Source organism: Rhodanobacter sp. OK091 (assembly GCF_900142825.1).
Taxonomy (GTDB): domain Bacteria; phylum Pseudomonadota; class Gammaproteobacteria; order Xanthomonadales; family Rhodanobacteraceae; genus Rhodanobacter.
Map to the genome: position 1 here is coordinate 48,404 of NZ_FRCH01000003.1, position 16,785 is coordinate 65,188.

Below are 16,785 nucleotides of genomic sequence, written 5' to 3' on the forward strand. Positions count from 1 at the left end.
CCAGCACTGCCGCGCTTCGCCAGCCGCGGCAGCACAGCCGTCACGGCGACGCTTCATCGTCGTGCATCGCTGCGTTATCGGAGCGCTGCGTTTTTCGACGCGACCATCGGGCCAGGCCGAGGTGCTTGGCAACGATAACCAGTGCGGCGGCGACGAGCGCGCCCGCCGTCGTTACGTATGTGCCCAGGCGAAGGAACAGCGCGGCGTGTACGGCAATCGCCAAGGCGATGCCGATGACAAACAGCCAGCTGGGAAGTTTTCGGCGGCCATGGCTCATCGATTTTCCTCCCATGTAGCCAGGGTGAAATGCAGATCGCCCACGCCGACGGGACCGCTTTCCAGCACGCGGAAACCGGTGCTGACGAGAAGCTCGCGCACTTCCTCCACCGTGACGGAGCCGTGGCGATGAAGGCGTCCCAGCCACCCTCCGCGCTGGCGCGCCGGCGCCTGGAAGTCCGCCATGAGAACGCGCCCGCCGGGCCTGAGTACCCTCCCTATCTCGCCCGCACATGCGCGCCGAAGCGGCCGCGGCAGATGGTGGAGCATCAAGGTGCTGAACACGACGTCGACGCTGCGGTCCGGAAACGGTAGCGCTTCCACCGTGGCGATCCGGAAATCCACCGGTGTACGGCGCCTTTGCGCCTTGCGGGAGGCCTGCTCGATCATTTCCTTCGAGGCATCGATACCGTGCACAGTGCCGTCCGCTCGAACGCGGGCCTTTGCGGCCAGGGCAAGAGAGCCCGTTCCGCAGCCCACATCGAGGACGGTCTCGCCGGGAGCCAGTCTCGCGAGCTCGACGAGCCGTTCGTGCAACGTGCCGCCATGTCCGAGCGTCAGCATGCGCACGACGAAGTCGTAGTAGCGCGCGTGAGAATGCAGGACGAGCCCTTTCGTGGCGGGTGTTGATTCGGTCATGATCGAGCTGCCATGCGATCGCCGCTTCTGCGGTGGTGCGCTAATGTGATACCGACTGGGCGACACGAGAAGGACAGCGGCGGCTGGATTGTTCTATTCCGGACAAGAAGCCGCGCGGTGTCCGGAAATGTTCGAACCGGAACAGTTCGGACCAGCACAGGCAGACTCCGATGAGCGACATGCGAAAGACCGATTCCCGAGTAAGCAGGACCAAGCTTCTGCTGCATCGATCACTGGCGACATTGATCCACGAGAAGAGTTATGACGCCATCGTGGTGAAGGAAATTCTTGCGCGCGCGAACGTGGCGCGATCGACCTTCTATGCGCATTTCGACGGCAAGGAAGAGCTGCTGCTCAGCAGCATCCGGCATGTGCTTGCCGCCGCGCGCGATCGGCTGCCTGAATTATCCGATACGGTCGACAGGCTGCTTTGTTTCAGCCTTCCCATGCTGCAGCACATCGAGGCACACCTCCAGCACGTGCCGGTCGATGCGCCGCGGCCTGGCCTTCGGCAGGTTCATCGGCGTCTTGAGAGGTTGCTGATCGAACAGGTCGAAGCCGATATCCGGCGAGCGCCACTCGATCAGGCCATGCCTGCCATGCCGCCCGAACTTTTGGCGAAACACCTCGTCACCACGTTCCTCGTGGTCATCGACTGGTGGCTGCAATGCCGGCCAGCACCGAGTGCGGGCGAAGCGGATGGCGCATACCGGGCGTTGGTGGAGCCCATCTTGCGCACGAACCGTGCTTGAGTCCCGATACGGTCAGGCAGCTTTCGCGTCGGGTGCCAGTTTGAAGAACTCGACGCTGTGCACGAGAGAAAGCGCGCGCTGTTGAACGGCGTCGGCGGCTGCCGCTGCCTCCTCCACGAGGGCGGCGTTATTCTGGGTTACCTGATCCATCTGGCTCACCGCGCGGTTGACTTGCTGAATTCCCGAGGCTTGTTCGACGCTTCCCCGAGCGATGGCGCCCACGGTCCGGGCAACCTCGTCGACGCCTCGCAGCAACTGCCCGACCATCGACTCCGCGTCACCGATGCGCTGGGTTCCGCTCGCGACGATGGCGACCGATTCGTCGATGAGTGAGCGAATCTGCCCGGAAGCCGCGCGCGAATTGCGTGCAAGGGACTGCACTTCGCCCGCGACGATGGCGAAACCGCGACCGGCCTCGCCGGCATGTGCCGCTTCTACCGCTGCGTTGATCGCCAGAATATGTGTCTGGGTGGCCAGCCGGTCCATCATTTCGGTGATCTCGGCGATCCGGCTTGAAACGCCACGAATCTGCGCCATCGCCGCGACGGCCTCGGACATGGCGCCGCTACTCTGGCGAGCGGTCTCCGACGCCGACTCCGCCAAGACACTTGCCTCCCGCGCGCCTTTGGCATTGAAGCTCACGCTTTCCGTGAATTCCTGCATCGTGGCGGCGGTTTCTTCCAGCGCGGCCGCCTGCTCGCTCGTACGTGCCGAAAGGTCGAGGTTTCCTTTGGCGATCTGCTGCGTCGACGAGGATATTTCAGACGATTCTTTTCGAATGGCGCCGACTACGCGCTGCAATTGGTCGCTCATTTCGCCGAGGGCGGCCAGCAGCATGCCGGTTTCGTCGCAGCTGGACGCCTCTGTTTGCTCCGACAAATTTCCTTGTGCAACGGCTTGCGCCAGCTTGACCGCTCGGCCGATCGGCACGGTGATGCTGTGCGTCAACAGCCAGGTGGCGAGCGCGCCGGCGAGCAGCGCGCACACCGAAGCGGAAACGAGAAGGCGGAGCGCACCGCGCGCGGTCTTGTCGCTTTCAATATCGACAAGAGCGGATGCCGCGGCAGAGCTCCTCTTCATCGCGGCCACGAGATCGTCGATGGCAGCGGTCGGCGGGCGGTCGATGCCTTTGACGAGGCCATCGACCACATGTGCCGTGGCCGGATCCTTGGTGTCGTAGTGTGCGAGTGCCGCCAGATATTTGGTCTGCAGATCGGCATGTGTGGCGATGGCAGTTTCCACTCCAGCCGTGGAAATTCCGAGCTTCGCCATCTGATCTTTGAGAGCCGCAAGATCAGCGCTCACCTTATCGCTGTCGTCGGTGAAGGCACTACGGTATTTCTGGAAGGACGAAGGGTCACCGCCACGCAGCAGGAGGTCCTTCCACTCCTGCACCTGCTTCTTGAAGCCCACCTGCGCCACTCGCGCGGTATCTACCGCCGTGGCGAAAGCGGCCATTTTCTGCCTCGAGCTGAGCTCGAGTGCGTGGGTCTTGGTCAGGCCCTGCCAACCTCCCACGGCCACGATGATCGTTGCAGCAAGCATGAGTGCACCGAGCAGACCGAGTCTGACGGCGATGCGAAGATCACGAAAACGTAAAATCATGGCAGCGAATTACCGAGCAAGCGCCCATTGGAATCAATGACCGCTTACTCGTATCGGCTCGCCGCGCTCGATCTTTAAGATGGCTGGCTTAAAGAGGGCCAGGGCTGCAATCCCGGCGTTGATCAGCGGCCTTCAGCCTCCAGCACGATGCGGTAGCGTGCCTTGCCATCCGCGAGGTGCTTGAGTGCCTCATTGACCTTGGCCATCGGGAACATCTCCACCTGCGGGCGGATGTCGTGGCGGGCGGCGAAGTCCAGCATGCGGGCGATATCGACCGGCGAGCCGCTGGGCGAGCCGGAGACATCCCGCTGGCCGGCGATCAGCGCGAAGGCGGGCACCGGGATCGGTTCCAGCACCACACCGACCACATGCATGCGCCCCTTCGGTGCCAGCGTCCAGAGCAGCGCGTTCCAGTCCATCGGCACGTTCACCGTGATCAGCAGCAGGTCGAGCGTGCCGGCGATCGCCTTGATCGCATCGGAGTCGCGGCTGGCCACCACATGGTTCGCACCGAAGCCGCGCGCCTCGTCGGCCTTGGCTGCGGTGGAGGTGAACGCGGTGACTTCGCAACCCCATGCCGCGGCGAACTTGATCGCCATGTGGCCGAGACCGCCGATGCCGACCACGCCGACTCGCGCCGTCGGCTTGATGTCATAGGCCAGGAACGGCTTGAGTACGGTTATGCCGCCGCATAGCAGCGGACCGGCGCTGGCCAGGTCGATGCCGTCGGGCAGCGGAATCGTCCACGCCCAATGCGCGCGCACCTTGTCGGCGAAACCGCCGTGGTGGCCGCCGATGGTCGCCACCGACGACGCGCACAGGTTCTGGTCGCCGGACAAACATGGGCGGCAGTGCATGCAGCTTTCCGCGGTCCAGCCGATGCCGACACGCTGGCCAACGCTCAGCCCCTTCGCCTGCGCGCCCAGCGCGGTGATCCGGCCGATCACTTCGTGGCCGGGGATGAAGGGATAGCGCGCGTTGCCCCATTCGTTGTGGATCATCGACAGATCCGAATGGCAGATGCCGCAGTAGTCCACAGTCACTTCGACTTCCTCGGCGCCGAGGGCGCCTACGTCGAACGTGGCCGGTTCGAGGGGTTGACCGGCGGCATTGACGGCCCAGCCTTTGATCGTTGACATGACGGACTCCGGCGAGAGGGGAACCTCAAGACTACGCCGTTGCGCGCATGACGGCAGGTGCCCGCTGCGCAAGAATTCGACGAGGGATTGGACGCGGCGGCACGACTGTTGGCATGCTGCCGGTCTTCCCCACCACCGGAGCCTCCCCATGCTTTATCGCCGCCTCGGAAAATCCGGCCTGCAACTGTCCGCGCTGTCGTTCGGCGCCTGGGTCACCTTCGGCAAACAAGTGGGTCGCACACAGGCGCGCGAGCTGCTGGCGCTGGCGCACGATCGCGGGGTCAACTTCTTCGACAACGCCGAGATCTACAACCATGGCGTGGCCGAGCAGGTGATGGGCGATGTGCTGGCCGACCTGCGCTTTCCGCGCGACAGCTATTGCGTCTCCAGCAAGGTGTTTTTTGGCGCGGTCGACAAGCCGCTGCCGACCCAGCGCGGGCTGTCGCGCAAGCATGTGATGGAGGCTTGCACGCAGGCGCTGCAGCGCCTGCGCGTCGACTATCTGGACCTGTATTTCTGCCATCGCGCCGATGCGGACACGCCGATCGAGGAAACCGTGGCGGCGATGGATACGCTGATCCGCCAGGGCAAGGTGCTGTACTGGGGCACCAGCGAATGGCCGGCCGAGGCGATCCACGAGGCGCATCGCATTGCGCGCGAGAACCATCTGTACGCGCCGGTGATGGAACAGCCCGAGTACAACCTGCTGCACCGCGAACGGGTGGAAGTGGAATACGCGCCGTTGTACGAGGCCTACGGCATGGGTACCACGATCTGGTCGCCGCTGGCGTCAGGGCTGCTGAGCGGTAAGTACAACGACGGCGTGCCGGCCGATTCACGGCTGACCCAGCCCGGTTACGAGTGGCTGCGCGAGAGCGCGCTGAGCAAGGAGCGGATCGGCAAGGTGCGCGCTCTGCAGCCGGTCGCCGATGAGCTGGGCACCAGCCTGGCGCAACTGGCGATCGCCTGGTGCCTGCTCAATCCGCACGTCTCCACGGTGATGCTGGGTGCCAGCCGGCGCGAACAATTGGAGCAGAACCTGGATGCCCTGGAGCTGTTGCCCCGGCTGGATGCGTCGATCGCGCAGCGAATCCAGCAGGTGGTCGAGGCGGGCTGAGCGCGCTTGCCCGACACTTTTGCCGACACCTACTATCTACCGGTCGGATTCAGTTGTAGATTGCGGCGATACCCCGTGAGGAGCTGCTGCCGTCCATGCAACGCGCTGTGCCCCGGTTGTGCCGCACCAGCCTCGATCCGTACGGGCAGGGCGCATTGTCACGGCGAGGTCGGCCGTGACGGGGATGACAGCCAGCGGCACGCTGGAACAGGCTCTGACCCATGCGGCACGCCTGCTGGAGCGGGATCCGGTACTGGCAGTCGAACAGCTGGACGAGATTCTGCAGGTGGCGCCGGGTCATCCGGCCGCGCTGCAGTTGCTGGCCGCCGCGCGCTCACTGCAGGGAGACATGCAGGGCGCGCTCGACATCCTGATTCCCCTGGCGCAGGCCCAGCCGAACTGGGCCATGATCCATTTCGACCTGGGGCTGGCTCTGGGCGACCGCGGGCGAGGGCAGGAAGCGATCCAGGCGTTGCGCCGTGCGGTGGCGCTGAAGCCCGATCTGCCGCAAGCCTGGCGCGCGCTCGGCGACCATCTGATGGCGGCCGGCGAACAGGAAGCGGCGGACGCGGCGTACGCCAGCCACGTGCGTTACTCCACGCGCGATCCGCGCTTGCTGACAGCTGCCGTCGCCCTGGTCGAGAACCGCATCCCCGAGGCCGAGGCTTTGTTGCGCGAGCACCTGAAGCAGGCGCCGACGGATGTGGCGGCGATCCGCATGTTCGCCGAGGTCGCTGCCCGGCTGGGCCGCAACGAGGACGCGCTGCATCTGCTCGAGCGCTGCCTGGAACTGGCTCCCAGTTTCCAGGCAGCGCGCCAGAACTACGCACTGGTTTTGCATCGCAGTAATCAGCCGGAACAGGCGCTGGTCCAGATCGAGCAATTGCTGGCGGCCGATCCGGGGCATCTGGGCTGCCGCAATCTCAAGGCGGTGGTGTTGTGCCGGATCGGCGACTACGAGCCCGCCATCCGCATCTATGCCGACTTGCTGGAGCACTACCCGCGCAATGCGAAAGTGTGGGTGAGCTATGGCCATGCGCTGAAAACCGCCGGGCACACGGATCGCGCCATTGCCGCCTATCGCCGCAGCCTGGAGCTCGAGCCGTCATTCGGCGAAGTCTGGTGGAGCCTGGCCAATCTGAAGACCTTCCGCTTCAGCGCTGACGAGCTTGCCGCGATGCGCCGGCAGCTGGCGCGTGCGGATCTTGCTGAGGATGATCTGGCAGAAGATGATCGCCTGCATCTGGAGTTTGCCGTCGGCAAGGCGCTGGAAGACGCCGGCGAGTACGAGCCGTCCTTCCGGCATTACGCCCAGGGCAATGCGATCCGCCATGGGCAATTGCACTACAGCGCCGATGACACCAGTGCGCGGGTGCGCTACATCCGCGCGCACTACACCTCCGACTTTTTTGCCGCCCGTGCGGGTGCCGGCAGTCCGGCGCATGATCCGATCTTCGTGGTCGGGCTGCCGCGTGCCGGCTCCACCTTGATCGAGCAGATCCTGTCCAGCCACAGCCAGGTCGAGGGCACGATGGAGCTGCCCGAGGTCACCTCGATCACGCGTCTGCTGCGCATGCAGGGCGACGCCGACAGCGCCATGCCCTACCACGGCGCGCTGGAGGCGCTCGATGCCGATGCCCTGCGCGCGCTGGGCGAACGCTACCTCGCTCACACCCGGATCCAGCGCAAGACCTCGGCGCCGCTGTTCATCGACAAGATGCCGAACAACTTCATGCACGTCGGCCTGATCCATCTGATGCTGCCGAACGCGAAGATCATCGATGCGCGCCGCCACCCGCTGGCCTGCTGCTTTTCGGCCTTCAAGCAGCATTTCGCGCGCGGGCAGAGCTTCAGCTACGACTTGCAGGACGTAGGGCGCTACTACCGCGACTACGTGGCGCTGATGGCGCATTTCGACGCCGTGCTGCCCGGGCGCGTCCACCGCGTCGTGTATGAGCGCATGGTCGACGACACCGAGGGCGAGGTGCGTCGCCTGCTTGAGTATTGTGGCTTGCCGTTCGAGGAGTCGTGCCTGCGGTTCTTCCAGAATCCGCGGCCGGTACGCACGGCCAGCTCGGAACAGGTGCGCCAGCCGATCTACCGCGAGGGAGTGGATCACTGGCGTCATTACGCACCATGGTTGGGACCTCTGGCATCGGCGTTGGGGCCCGTGCTGGAGAGCTACCCGGAGGTGCCGGTATTGGAGTAATGGCGGAATCCGATGGATAGTCGTGGACTTTAGAGGGGAGGGCTTATGCACACGAATAGATTCAAACAGATCACGGGGGCGCAACGGGTCAGGTTGGCCAGGTTGCCGCTTGCGGCGGCGATCTGTCTGGCCATGGCCGCGCCGGCCTTAGCGCAGGATGCGGGGCAGGCCGGAGCATCGACCGCGACACCGGCGACAAAATCGAAGACCACGACGCTGAGCGTGGTGAACGTGACCGCGCAGAAACGCACCGAGAATCTGCAGAAGGTGCCGATCAGCATCAACGTGCTGGAGACGGACCAGCTCGAGGCGCTTCATGTGCAGAACTTCAACGACTACGTGAAGTATCTGCCCAGCGTCACCTTCCAGCAGGGCGGCGGCGGCATCGCCACCGGTCCCGGCTTCGCCACCATCTACATGCGTGGCGTGGCCAGCGGCGGCAACACCAACCATTCCGGATCCCAGCCGAGCGTCGGCGTGTACCTCGACGACCAGCCGGTCACCACGATCCAGGGCCCGCTCGACATCCACATGTACGACATCGCCCGCATCGAAGTGCTGGCCGGCCCGCAAGGAACGTTGTACGGCGCGAGCGCCGAGGCAGGCGCCCTGCGCATCATCACCAACAAGCCCGATCCCAGCAGCTTTGCGGCGAATTACGCGCTCGGCGTCAACAAGGTGGCGCACGGCGGCATCGGCTTCACCGCCGAAGGCATGCTCAACATCCCGATCAGCAAGAGTGCGGCGGTACGCATCGTGGGCTGGCGCGAGCACGACGCGGGCTACATCGACAACCAGGCCGGTTCGCGCACGTTCCCGGTTTCCGGCATTACCGTCAGCAACGCCGACAACTGCACGCCGGGCCCGATGCTGGAATGTTTCGGACACGCCAGGAAGCACTACAACGACGCCAACACCAACGGTGCCCGCGCCGCGCTGAAAGTCGATCTCAACGACAGCTGGTCGATCACCCCGACCGTGATGGGGCAGCAGACGATCTCGCACGGCAGTTTTGCCAGCGATCCTGCCGTGGGCGATCTGGCGGTGACCCACTTCTACCCCGAGCGCGTCAACGACCGCTGGTGGCAGGGCGCGCTGACCGTGCAGGGCAAGATCGGCAACTTCGACCTGACCTATGCCTATGCGCATCTCAAACGCAACCAGGAAGAGGCGACCGACTACAACGATTATTCGTTCTGGTACGACACGCTGCTTTCCTACGGCGCCTACATCAACGACAACAGCGGCAAGCTGATCAATCCGTCCGAGTTCATCAGCGACCGGGATCGCTACACCAACAGCAGCCACGAGCTGCGCATCGCGTCGCCCAGCGACGATCGCCTGCGACTGGTCGCCGGTGCGTTCTGGCAGAAACAGAAGCACGACATCTTGCAGGACTACCAGATCAACAACCTGGCCACCTCGCTGTCGGTCGCCGGCTGGCCCAACACGATCTGGCTGACCCGGCAGATGCGCTACGATCGCGACAAGTCCGTGTTCGGCGAACTGTCCTACGACATCATTCCCGACGTGCTTACCGGCACGGTCGGTGAGCGTTATTTCCGCACCAACAATAATCTGTACGGCTTCTACGGCTTCAGCAAGGGCTTCTCGCCGAATTCGAGTTACGGCGAGGCCGGCTGCATTTCGCCCAATCCGTTCGCCGGCGCCCCGTGCCTGGACTTCAACAAGTCCGTGAAGGAAAGCGGCTCCCTGAGCAAGGTCAATCTGACCTGGAACATCACGCCTACCAAGATGGTGTACATCACCCGCTCCGAAGGCTTCCGGCCGGGTGGCGTCAACCGTGCCGGCCAGTTGCCGCCTTACCAGGCGGATTTCCTGACCAATCTCGAGCTCGGTTGGAAGACCTCCTGGTTCGACAACCGGTTGTCGTTCAACGGCGCGGTGTTCCGCGAGAAATGGAACGATTTCCAGTTCAACATCCTCGGCGCGAATGGCCTTACCCAGATCAAGAACGCCAACTCGGCCCGCATCGACGGATTCGAGTCGCAGCTGAACTGGCAGGCCACCTACAACCTGAATCTCAGCACAGGCATCGCGCTGTACGACGCCAAGCTGACCGCGAACTATTGCGGATTCACCGACGCCAACGGCAATGCGGTCACCTACTGCCCCCCCGGCACGATCAACCAGTCCACCGGCGCTGTCGTGACCGGACCGCTGGCGCCGAAGGGTACCCAGTTGCCGATCACGCCCCGCTTCAAGGGCAACCTGGTCGCGCGCTACACCTTCACCCTGGGCGGTAGCGATGCCTTCGTCCAGGCGGCATTCGTGCATGTGGGACGGCGTACGACCGACTTGCGGCTGCTTGAACGCGGCCTGCTCGGCGATCTGCCTGCGTACAACTCCGTCGATCTTTCCGCGGGCATCCAGCATGGCAGCTGGTCGGTGGACGCTTACGTCGACAACGTGTTCGACAAGCGGGGAGCCTTGTACAAGTTCACCGAGTGCGGCGTGACGGTTTGCGGTGCCCACAATGTCGTGGCGCAGTATCCGAACGGGCAGGTCTATACCGGCTTCAGCCAGCCGCGCACGTTCGGTATCCGCTTCAAGCAGGAGTTCTAGGCGCGAGTGCTTGTCCGTCTGGGATGAAAGGCCCCGGTGCGAACCGGGGCCTTTCGTGTTTCAGGGATAGCGGCGGCGGCTGTTCGAAGCGCGTTCGTCCGGCTGTCCGTACGGTGTCCGCGGACACTCCGGCGATGCCGTTCGTGTCGACCAAATTATTGAAAAACAAGAAATTATCACGCCGTTTCCGAGTGGCACAGGGATTGCAACCATCTCTGTGCAACCGCGCTGTCCGCGGTCAGGAACGGCACCGATGATTCGCGACACTTCCGCACAAGACCGCCTGGTCGAGGTCAAACCCAACCGCAAGCGCCAGCTGATCCTGCTCGGTGCCGGCGTGCTCGTGCTGGCGCTGCTGGCATGGCTGGCGCCAGGCATAGGGAGGCTGTTTTCAGCTTCCGCATCGGTGAGCAGTTCACGGCTGGCCTTCGCCACGGTCGAGCGCGGACAGTTCGTGCGCGACATCGCTGCCGAGGGCAAGGTGGTCGCGGCGGTCAGCCCCACGCTATATGCCACTTCCGGCGGCGCAGTGACGCTGAAGGTGCATGCCGGTGACACCGTGAAGATCGGCCAGGTGCTGGCCACCATCGTGAGCCCGGAACTGACCAACAAGCTGGCGCAGGAACAAAGCAACGCCGATGCAATGGAAGTGGAATACCGGCGCGCGCAGATCGACGCGCGCAAGCAACGTTCCGCGCTACAGGAAACCTACGACAACGCCGTCATCGATCAGACCACCGCCGACCGCAACCTCGATCGTTACCACAAGGCGTTCGGCAAGGGCGCGGTGTCCAGCATGGATGTGGACAAGGCCAAGGACGCGTTGGACAAGTCGAAAATCGCCACCACGCACGCCAAGGCCAACCTCGGCCTCGACAACGACAGCCTCAACTTCGACATCCAGTCCAAGAAACTCGCGCACGAGCGCCAGCTCCTGCTGGTCAAGGATCTGCAGCGCCAGGTCGACGACCTCAATGTGAAATCGCCGGTCGATGGTCAGGTCGGCCAGCTCTTCATCGCCGAACGCGCTACGGTGGCCAAGGACGCCCAACTGCTCAGCGTGATCGACCTGTCCGCGCTGCAGGTGGAGATGCAGGTGCCGGAAAGCTTTGCACGCGATCTGGGCATCGGCATGGCCGGTGAAATCAGCGGCAACGGCCACGTCTGGAAAGGCCTGGTCAGTGCGATCTCGCCGGAAGTGGTGAATGGCCAGGTGGCTGCGCGCCTGCGCTTCGACGGTGAAACGCCGAAACAGTTGCGGCAGAACCAGCGTCTGTCGGTGCGCGTGCTGCTGGACAAGCGCGACAACGTGCTGACCGTGCAGCGCGGCTCGTTCGTCGACGAATCCGGCGGCAGCTACGCCTATGTGGTGCGCGACGGCATCGCCACGAAAACCCCGATCCGCGTCGGTACCTCGAGTATCGACAAAGTGGAGATCCTCGATGGCCTGAAGGAAGGCGACCGCATCGTGATCTCCGGCACCGACAGCTTCAAGAGCGCGGCGACCGTCGCGATCAGCAACTGATGTTTTTGCCTTCTCCCTTTGGGAGAAGGTGCCCAAAGGGCGGATGAGGGTGCGGGGCTTGCGCGTAACTTTTCGCAAGGCCGAACCCTCACCCCAACCCCTCTCCTAGTGGGAGAGGGGTTCAAGAAACCACCACCACCACCACCGAGGAACAACCATGCTGAAGATGACCCACCTGTCCAAGGTCTACCGCACCGAAGTGGTGGAGACCTATGCGCTGCGCGATTTCAACATCGACGTGAAAGAGGGCGAGTTCGTCGCCGTCACCGGTCCGTCCGGTTCGGGCAAGACCACCTTCCTGACCATTGCCGGCCTGCTGGAGACGTTCAGCGGCGGCGAGTACCACCTCGACGGCATCGAGGTGAGCAACCTCAACGACAACGCCCGCTCGAAGATCCGCAACGAGAAGATCGGCTTCATCTTCCAGGCGTTCAACCTGATCCCCGACCTCAACGTGTTCGACAACATCGAAGTGCCGCTGCGCTACCGCGGCATGAAGGCCGCCGAGCGCAAGCAGCGCATCATGGATTCGCTCGAGCGCGTCGGCCTGGCCTCGCGTGCCAAGCACTATCCGGCGGAACTGTCCGGCGGTCAGCAGCAGCGCGTGGCGATCGCCCGTGCGCTGGCCGGTTCGCCGCGCCTGCTGCTGGCGGATGAGCCGACCGGCAACCTGGACACGCAGATGGCGCGCAGCGTGCTCGAACTGCTCGAGGACATCCATCGCGAAGGCGCCACCATCGTGATGGTTACGCATGACCCCGAGCTGGCAGCGCGCGCACAGCGCAACGTACACATCATCGACGGCCAGGTGGTGGATCTGTCCGAGGATCCGCGTTTCCACGTCGTGCATGCGGAGCATACCGGCACAAACGCCTGAGCGAACTGCCATGAGGGCGTCCTCATAGACGCCCTACGTGCCATGTGACGAAGCACCACCATTTTTCGGAGAGTCTCCGCAGCAATGTTCGCCTACTACTTCCAACTTGGTCTTCGCAGCTTGCGCCGCAATCCGGTGCTGACGGCGTTGATGGTGATGGCGATCGGCTTCGGCGTGGCGGCTTCGATGATCACGTACTCGGTCTTCCGCGCGGTGTCGGGCAATCCGATTCCGGACAAGTCGGCGCAGCTCTATACGGCGCTGGTCGACAACCGCGGACCGCAGTACAACGACCAGGGCGAGCCGCCGGAAGCGCTCAGCTACACCGATGCGACGGCACTGATCAAAGCGCACAAGGCCGCGCATCAGACGCTGTTCTACGAAGTGGCGCCATCGGTCTTGCCGGAAGGCAGCCAGAGCGTGCCGTTCACCGCGAACGGCTATGCCACCAATGCCGACTTCTTCGGCATGTTCGAGGTGCCGTTCGAATACGGCGGTGCCTGGCATGCCGGCGACGACGACGGGCGTGCCGCGGTGGCGGTGATCAGCCATGAGCTCAACCAGCAGCTGTTCGGCGGGGCCGACAGCGTGGGCCGCGAAGTGATGCTGGACCGGCATGCCTACCGCATCGTCGGCGTCACGGCGCACTGGGATCCACAGCCGCGCTTCTACGATCTTTTCAGCGGCAACGGTTTCGCCGATCCGGTGCAGCTCTACGTGCCGTTCAATCGTGCGATCGATATGCAGATCGATACCGCCGGCCGCAACAACTGCGGTGGTATCCCGAGCTACGGCGTCGGCCGCGAAGGCTGGCTGCATGGCGAATGCGTGTGGATTCCGGTCTGGGTGGAACTGCCTACCAGGGCCGATGCCGAGCACTACCGCGAATTCCTGACCGGTTACGCGGCGGAACAGCGGCGTGCCGGCCGCTTCAACTGGGCGCCGAATGTGCGTCTGCGCGACGTCGCGAACTGGCTGGAGCAAGAACGGGTGGTGCCGCCGGAGAGCCGCATCTCGCTGATGGTCGCCCTGGGTTTCTTCGTGATCTGTCTGGTCAATACGATCGGCCTGCTGCTGGCCAAGTTCATGCGCCGTGCGCCGGAGATCGGCGTGCGTCGCGCACTGGGTGCGCCGCGCCGGGAGATCTACCAGCAGTTCCTGATCGAGGCCGGCACCGTGGGCCTGGCCGGCGGCGTGCTTGGCCTGCTGCTGACCGCGATCGGCATACTCGGCGTGGGTCTCATCTTCGATCCGGGCATCGCGCGTCTCGCGCACCTGGACCTGTCCCTGGTGGCGTTGACCTTGCTGGTGGCCATTGTGGCCACTGTGCTGGCCGCGTTCTATCCGACCTGGCGTGCTGCGCAAGTGCAGCCGGCATGGCAGCTGAAGTCGAACTGAGGAGGCCGCCGTGATCCAGATCAAACCCATCCTCGCCGCGATGCGCCACCACAAGGCCGGCACCGTGTTGATCGCGCTGCAGATCGCGCTGACCCTGGCGATCGTGTGCAATGCACTGTTCATCATCCAGCAGCGCACGGCGCGTCTCTCGCGGCCCAGCGGCGTCGAGGAAAGCAACCTGTTCGTGATCCGGAGCGACTGGGCCGACAAGTCCGATCCGCAACACACTGACATACAGATGCAGGCCGACCTGCTCGCACTGCGTCAGCTGGGCAGCGTGCAGGACGCTTCGCCCACAAACAGTTTCCCGCTGCGCGGCGGCGGCTGGGACAACTTCATCAAGCTGGCACCGGATCAGGTCAAGATGACCACTGATGCGGCGATCTACTTTGCCGACGAGCACAGCCTGGCGACGCTGGGCACGAAGCTGATTGCCGGGCGCAACTTCACCGCCAGCGAAATCGGCAGCCAGAAGCCGCGCGACCGGCTCTCCTCGGCCCAGGTGATCATCAGCAAGGACCTCGCGCAACGGCTGTTCCCGGCCGGATCCGCGCTGGGCAAGACGATTTACGTTTCGGCCGATGCCAACAAACCGTCGACCGTCATCGGCATCACTGACACCTTGCAGGCGCATATGCAAAGCCGGAGGACGCCGGACTATGCGTACAACGCCGTACTGATTCCGGCACGCCTGCTGGACGACGGCACGGTGTACCTGGTGCGCGCCAAGCCCGGCCAACTGGCCGCCGCCATGCATGACGCGACGAAGGCGCTGTATGCGCAGAGCCGCATGCGCATCATCGATCGCAAGGACGGCGTGATGACGTTCGCCCAGGTGCGCCAGCGCTTCTACAAGAGCGACCTCGGCATGGCGATCCTGATGGGCATCATCAGCGTGGTGCTGCTGGCGATCACCGCCGCCGGCATCGTGGGGCTGACCAGTTTCTGGGTCGGCCAGCGGCGCAAGCAGATCGGCGTGCGCCGCGCACTTGGCGCCACGCGCGGCGACATCCTCAACTACTTCCTCACCGAGAACCTGCTGATCGGCATCGGCGGTGTGCTCGCGGGCGCGGTGCTGGCGATCGGCATCAACCTGTGGATGGTGACCCAGTTCGAAATGGCGCGGCTGTCGCTGGCCTATGTGGCGGTCGGCGTGGTCGCGCTGCTGCTGCTTGGCCAAGGTGCAGTGCTGGCGCCGGCGCTGCGTGCTTCACACGTGTCGCCGGTGGAGGCGACGCGTTCGGTATGACGGCTTGAAACCCTCTCCTCCCGCAGTCGTTGGGGAGAGGGAGCTCAAAACCTCACGGAGAACCACATGTTCAGCTATTACCTCGAATTGGCCCTGCGCAGCCTCAAGCGCAGCCCCGGCCTGACTGCGCTGATGGTGCTGGCGATCGGCTTCGGTGTAGCCGCGTCGATGACCACCTGGTCGGTGTTCCGGGCGGTGTCGGGCGATCCGATTCCATGGAAATCGTCGAAGCTGTTCGTGCCGCAGATCGACATGTGGGGACCGAAGGGCCGTGGCCCCGACAGCGCCGACAACGAGCCGCCGAATGCGATGGATTACACCGACGCGATGGCACTGATGCATGCGCATCGCGCCAAGCTGCAGTCGGCGATGTACCAGATCTCGCCGTCGGTGGTGCCGGCCGATGCCAGCAAGCATCCGATCAATGTCAGCGGGCATGCGGTGTACGGCGAGTTCTTCCCGATGCTCGATGTGCCGTTTCTCTACGGCAGCGGCTGGAACGCGGATGACGATACCCAGCGCGCCGCCGTCGCCGTGATCAGCGGCAAGCTCAACGACAAGCTGTTCGGCGGCGTCAACAGCGTCGGCCGCACGCTCAGCATCGAAGGCAAGGACTATCGCGTGGTCGGCGTGCTGGGCCACTGGAATCCGCAGCCGCGCTTCTACGATGTGGTGAACACCGGCGGCTTCTCGATCGGCGTGGAGGACGTGTTCGTGCCGTTCGAGCGCGCCATCGCGATGGGCATGCCCAACGACGGCAATACCAACTGCAGCGAGATCCCCTCCGAGTCGGGTTTCGTCGGCTTGCAGCGGTCCAGCTGCATCTGGATTGCCTACATGGCGCAGCTGGACGATGCCGCTGCGGTCAGTGGCTATCGTTCCTGGCTGGATGGCTACGCGAAGGATCAGCAGACCGCCGGCCGCTTCGGCTGGGCACCGAACAACCGCCTGCGCGACGTACCGGCCTTCCTCGATCAGCAGAAGGTGGTGCCGAGCGACACCAAGGTATCGCTGCTGGTGGCGCTTGGCCTGCTGATCGTCTGCCTGGTCAACACCGCCGGACTGCTGCTGGCGAAGTTCCTGCGCCGCAGCAGCGAGATCGGTGTGCGCCGCGCGCTGGGGGCGCCGCGCTTGGCGATCTATGCGCAGTTCCTTACCGAGGCCGGCATGATCGGGCTGGCCGGAGGCGTGCTGGGCCTGCTGCTGACCGGCGTGGGCGTGGCCAGCGTGAGCTGGGTGCTGCCCAAGGACATCGCCTCGCTGGCCCGGCTGGACTTCTCGCTGCTCACGCTCACCCTGCTGGTTGCCGTCGTGGCGACCACGCTGGCCGGGCTCTATCCCACCTTCCGTGCCTCGCGCGTGCAACCTGCGTGGCAGCTCAAAAGCAATTAACGCGCTATCCCTGTGCATGAA

Annotated in this window: 13 protein-coding genes; 9 read left to right on the forward strand and 4 right to left on the reverse strand. The window is 64.2% G+C overall.

The window, feature by feature from the left end:
• Positions 1 to 40: 40 nt before the first annotated feature.
• The gene (locus BUA26_RS14910; RefSeq protein WP_072761676.1) at positions 41 to 277 is read right to left on the reverse strand and encodes a hypothetical protein; all 237 of its coding nucleotides are present in this window, start codon (positions 275 to 277) and stop codon (positions 41 to 43) included.
• Entirely contained in the window at positions 274 to 915 is a 642-nt protein-coding gene (locus BUA26_RS14915; protein ID WP_072761677.1) for a class I SAM-dependent methyltransferase, read from the reverse strand. Before BUA26_RS14915 ends, BUA26_RS14910 begins: the two co-directional genes overlap by 4 nt.
• A gap of 179 nt (positions 916 to 1,094) precedes the next feature.
• Between BUA26_RS14915 and BUA26_RS14920 the strand changes: the two genes are divergently transcribed.
• Complete coding sequence (locus tag BUA26_RS14920) at positions 1,095 to 1,667, forward strand: TetR/AcrR family transcriptional regulator (RefSeq protein WP_255368397.1); 573 nt, start codon at positions 1,095 to 1,097, stop codon at positions 1,665 to 1,667.
• Between the two features lie 12 nt (positions 1,668 to 1,679).
• Here BUA26_RS14920 and BUA26_RS14925 read toward each other — a convergent pair whose 3' ends face one another.
• Entirely contained in the window at positions 1,680 to 3,272 is a 1,593-nt protein-coding gene (locus BUA26_RS14925; protein ID WP_072761679.1) for a methyl-accepting chemotaxis protein, read from the reverse strand.
• 122 nt (positions 3,273 to 3,394) lie between these two features.
• Entirely contained in the window at positions 3,395 to 4,411 is a 1,017-nt protein-coding gene (locus BUA26_RS14930; protein ID WP_072761680.1) for an NADPH-dependent aldehyde reductase Ahr, read from the reverse strand.
• 148 nt (positions 4,412 to 4,559) lie between these two features.
• On the opposite strand from BUA26_RS14930, the gene BUA26_RS14935 reads away from it, so the two are divergent.
• From BUA26_RS14935 to BUA26_RS14970, 8 genes are all read left to right on the forward strand, one after another.
• Complete coding sequence (locus BUA26_RS14935) at positions 4,560 to 5,528, forward strand: potassium channel beta subunit family protein (protein WP_072761681.1); 969 nt, start codon at positions 4,560 to 4,562, stop codon at positions 5,526 to 5,528.
• A gap of 175 nt (positions 5,529 to 5,703) precedes the next feature.
• Entirely contained in the window at positions 5,704 to 7,737 is a 2,034-nt protein-coding gene (locus BUA26_RS14940) for a tetratricopeptide repeat-containing sulfotransferase family protein (protein ID WP_072761682.1), read from the forward strand.
• A gap of 45 nt (positions 7,738 to 7,782) precedes the next feature.
• Positions 7,783 to 10,323, forward strand: a complete 2,541-nt coding sequence (locus BUA26_RS14945; RefSeq protein WP_178368610.1) for a TonB-dependent receptor — start codon at positions 7,783 to 7,785, stop codon at positions 10,321 to 10,323.
• Between the two features lie 253 nt (positions 10,324 to 10,576).
• Positions 10,577 to 11,848: an efflux RND transporter periplasmic adaptor subunit gene (locus BUA26_RS14950; RefSeq protein WP_072761684.1), complete on the forward strand. Its 1,272-nt coding sequence runs from the start codon at positions 10,577 to 10,579 to the stop codon at positions 11,846 to 11,848.
• 157 nt (positions 11,849 to 12,005) lie between these two features.
• Positions 12,006 to 12,725: an ABC transporter ATP-binding protein gene (locus tag BUA26_RS14955; RefSeq protein ID WP_072761685.1), complete on the forward strand. Its 720-nt coding sequence runs from the start codon at positions 12,006 to 12,008 to the stop codon at positions 12,723 to 12,725.
• A gap of 84 nt (positions 12,726 to 12,809) precedes the next feature.
• A complete protein-coding gene (locus BUA26_RS14960) occupies positions 12,810 to 14,123 on the forward strand; it encodes an ABC transporter permease (protein WP_072761686.1) in 1,314 nt (437 codons plus the stop codon).
• A gap of 40 nt (positions 14,124 to 14,163) precedes the next feature.
• Entirely contained in the window at positions 14,164 to 15,372 is a 1,209-nt protein-coding gene (locus BUA26_RS14965) for an ABC transporter permease (RefSeq protein ID WP_072761958.1), read from the forward strand.
• Positions 15,373 to 15,438: 66 nt separating this feature from the next.
• Positions 15,439 to 16,764, forward strand: a complete 1,326-nt coding sequence (locus BUA26_RS14970; RefSeq protein WP_072761687.1) for an ABC transporter permease — start codon at positions 15,439 to 15,441, stop codon at positions 16,762 to 16,764.
• Positions 16,765 to 16,785 lie beyond the last annotated feature (21 nt).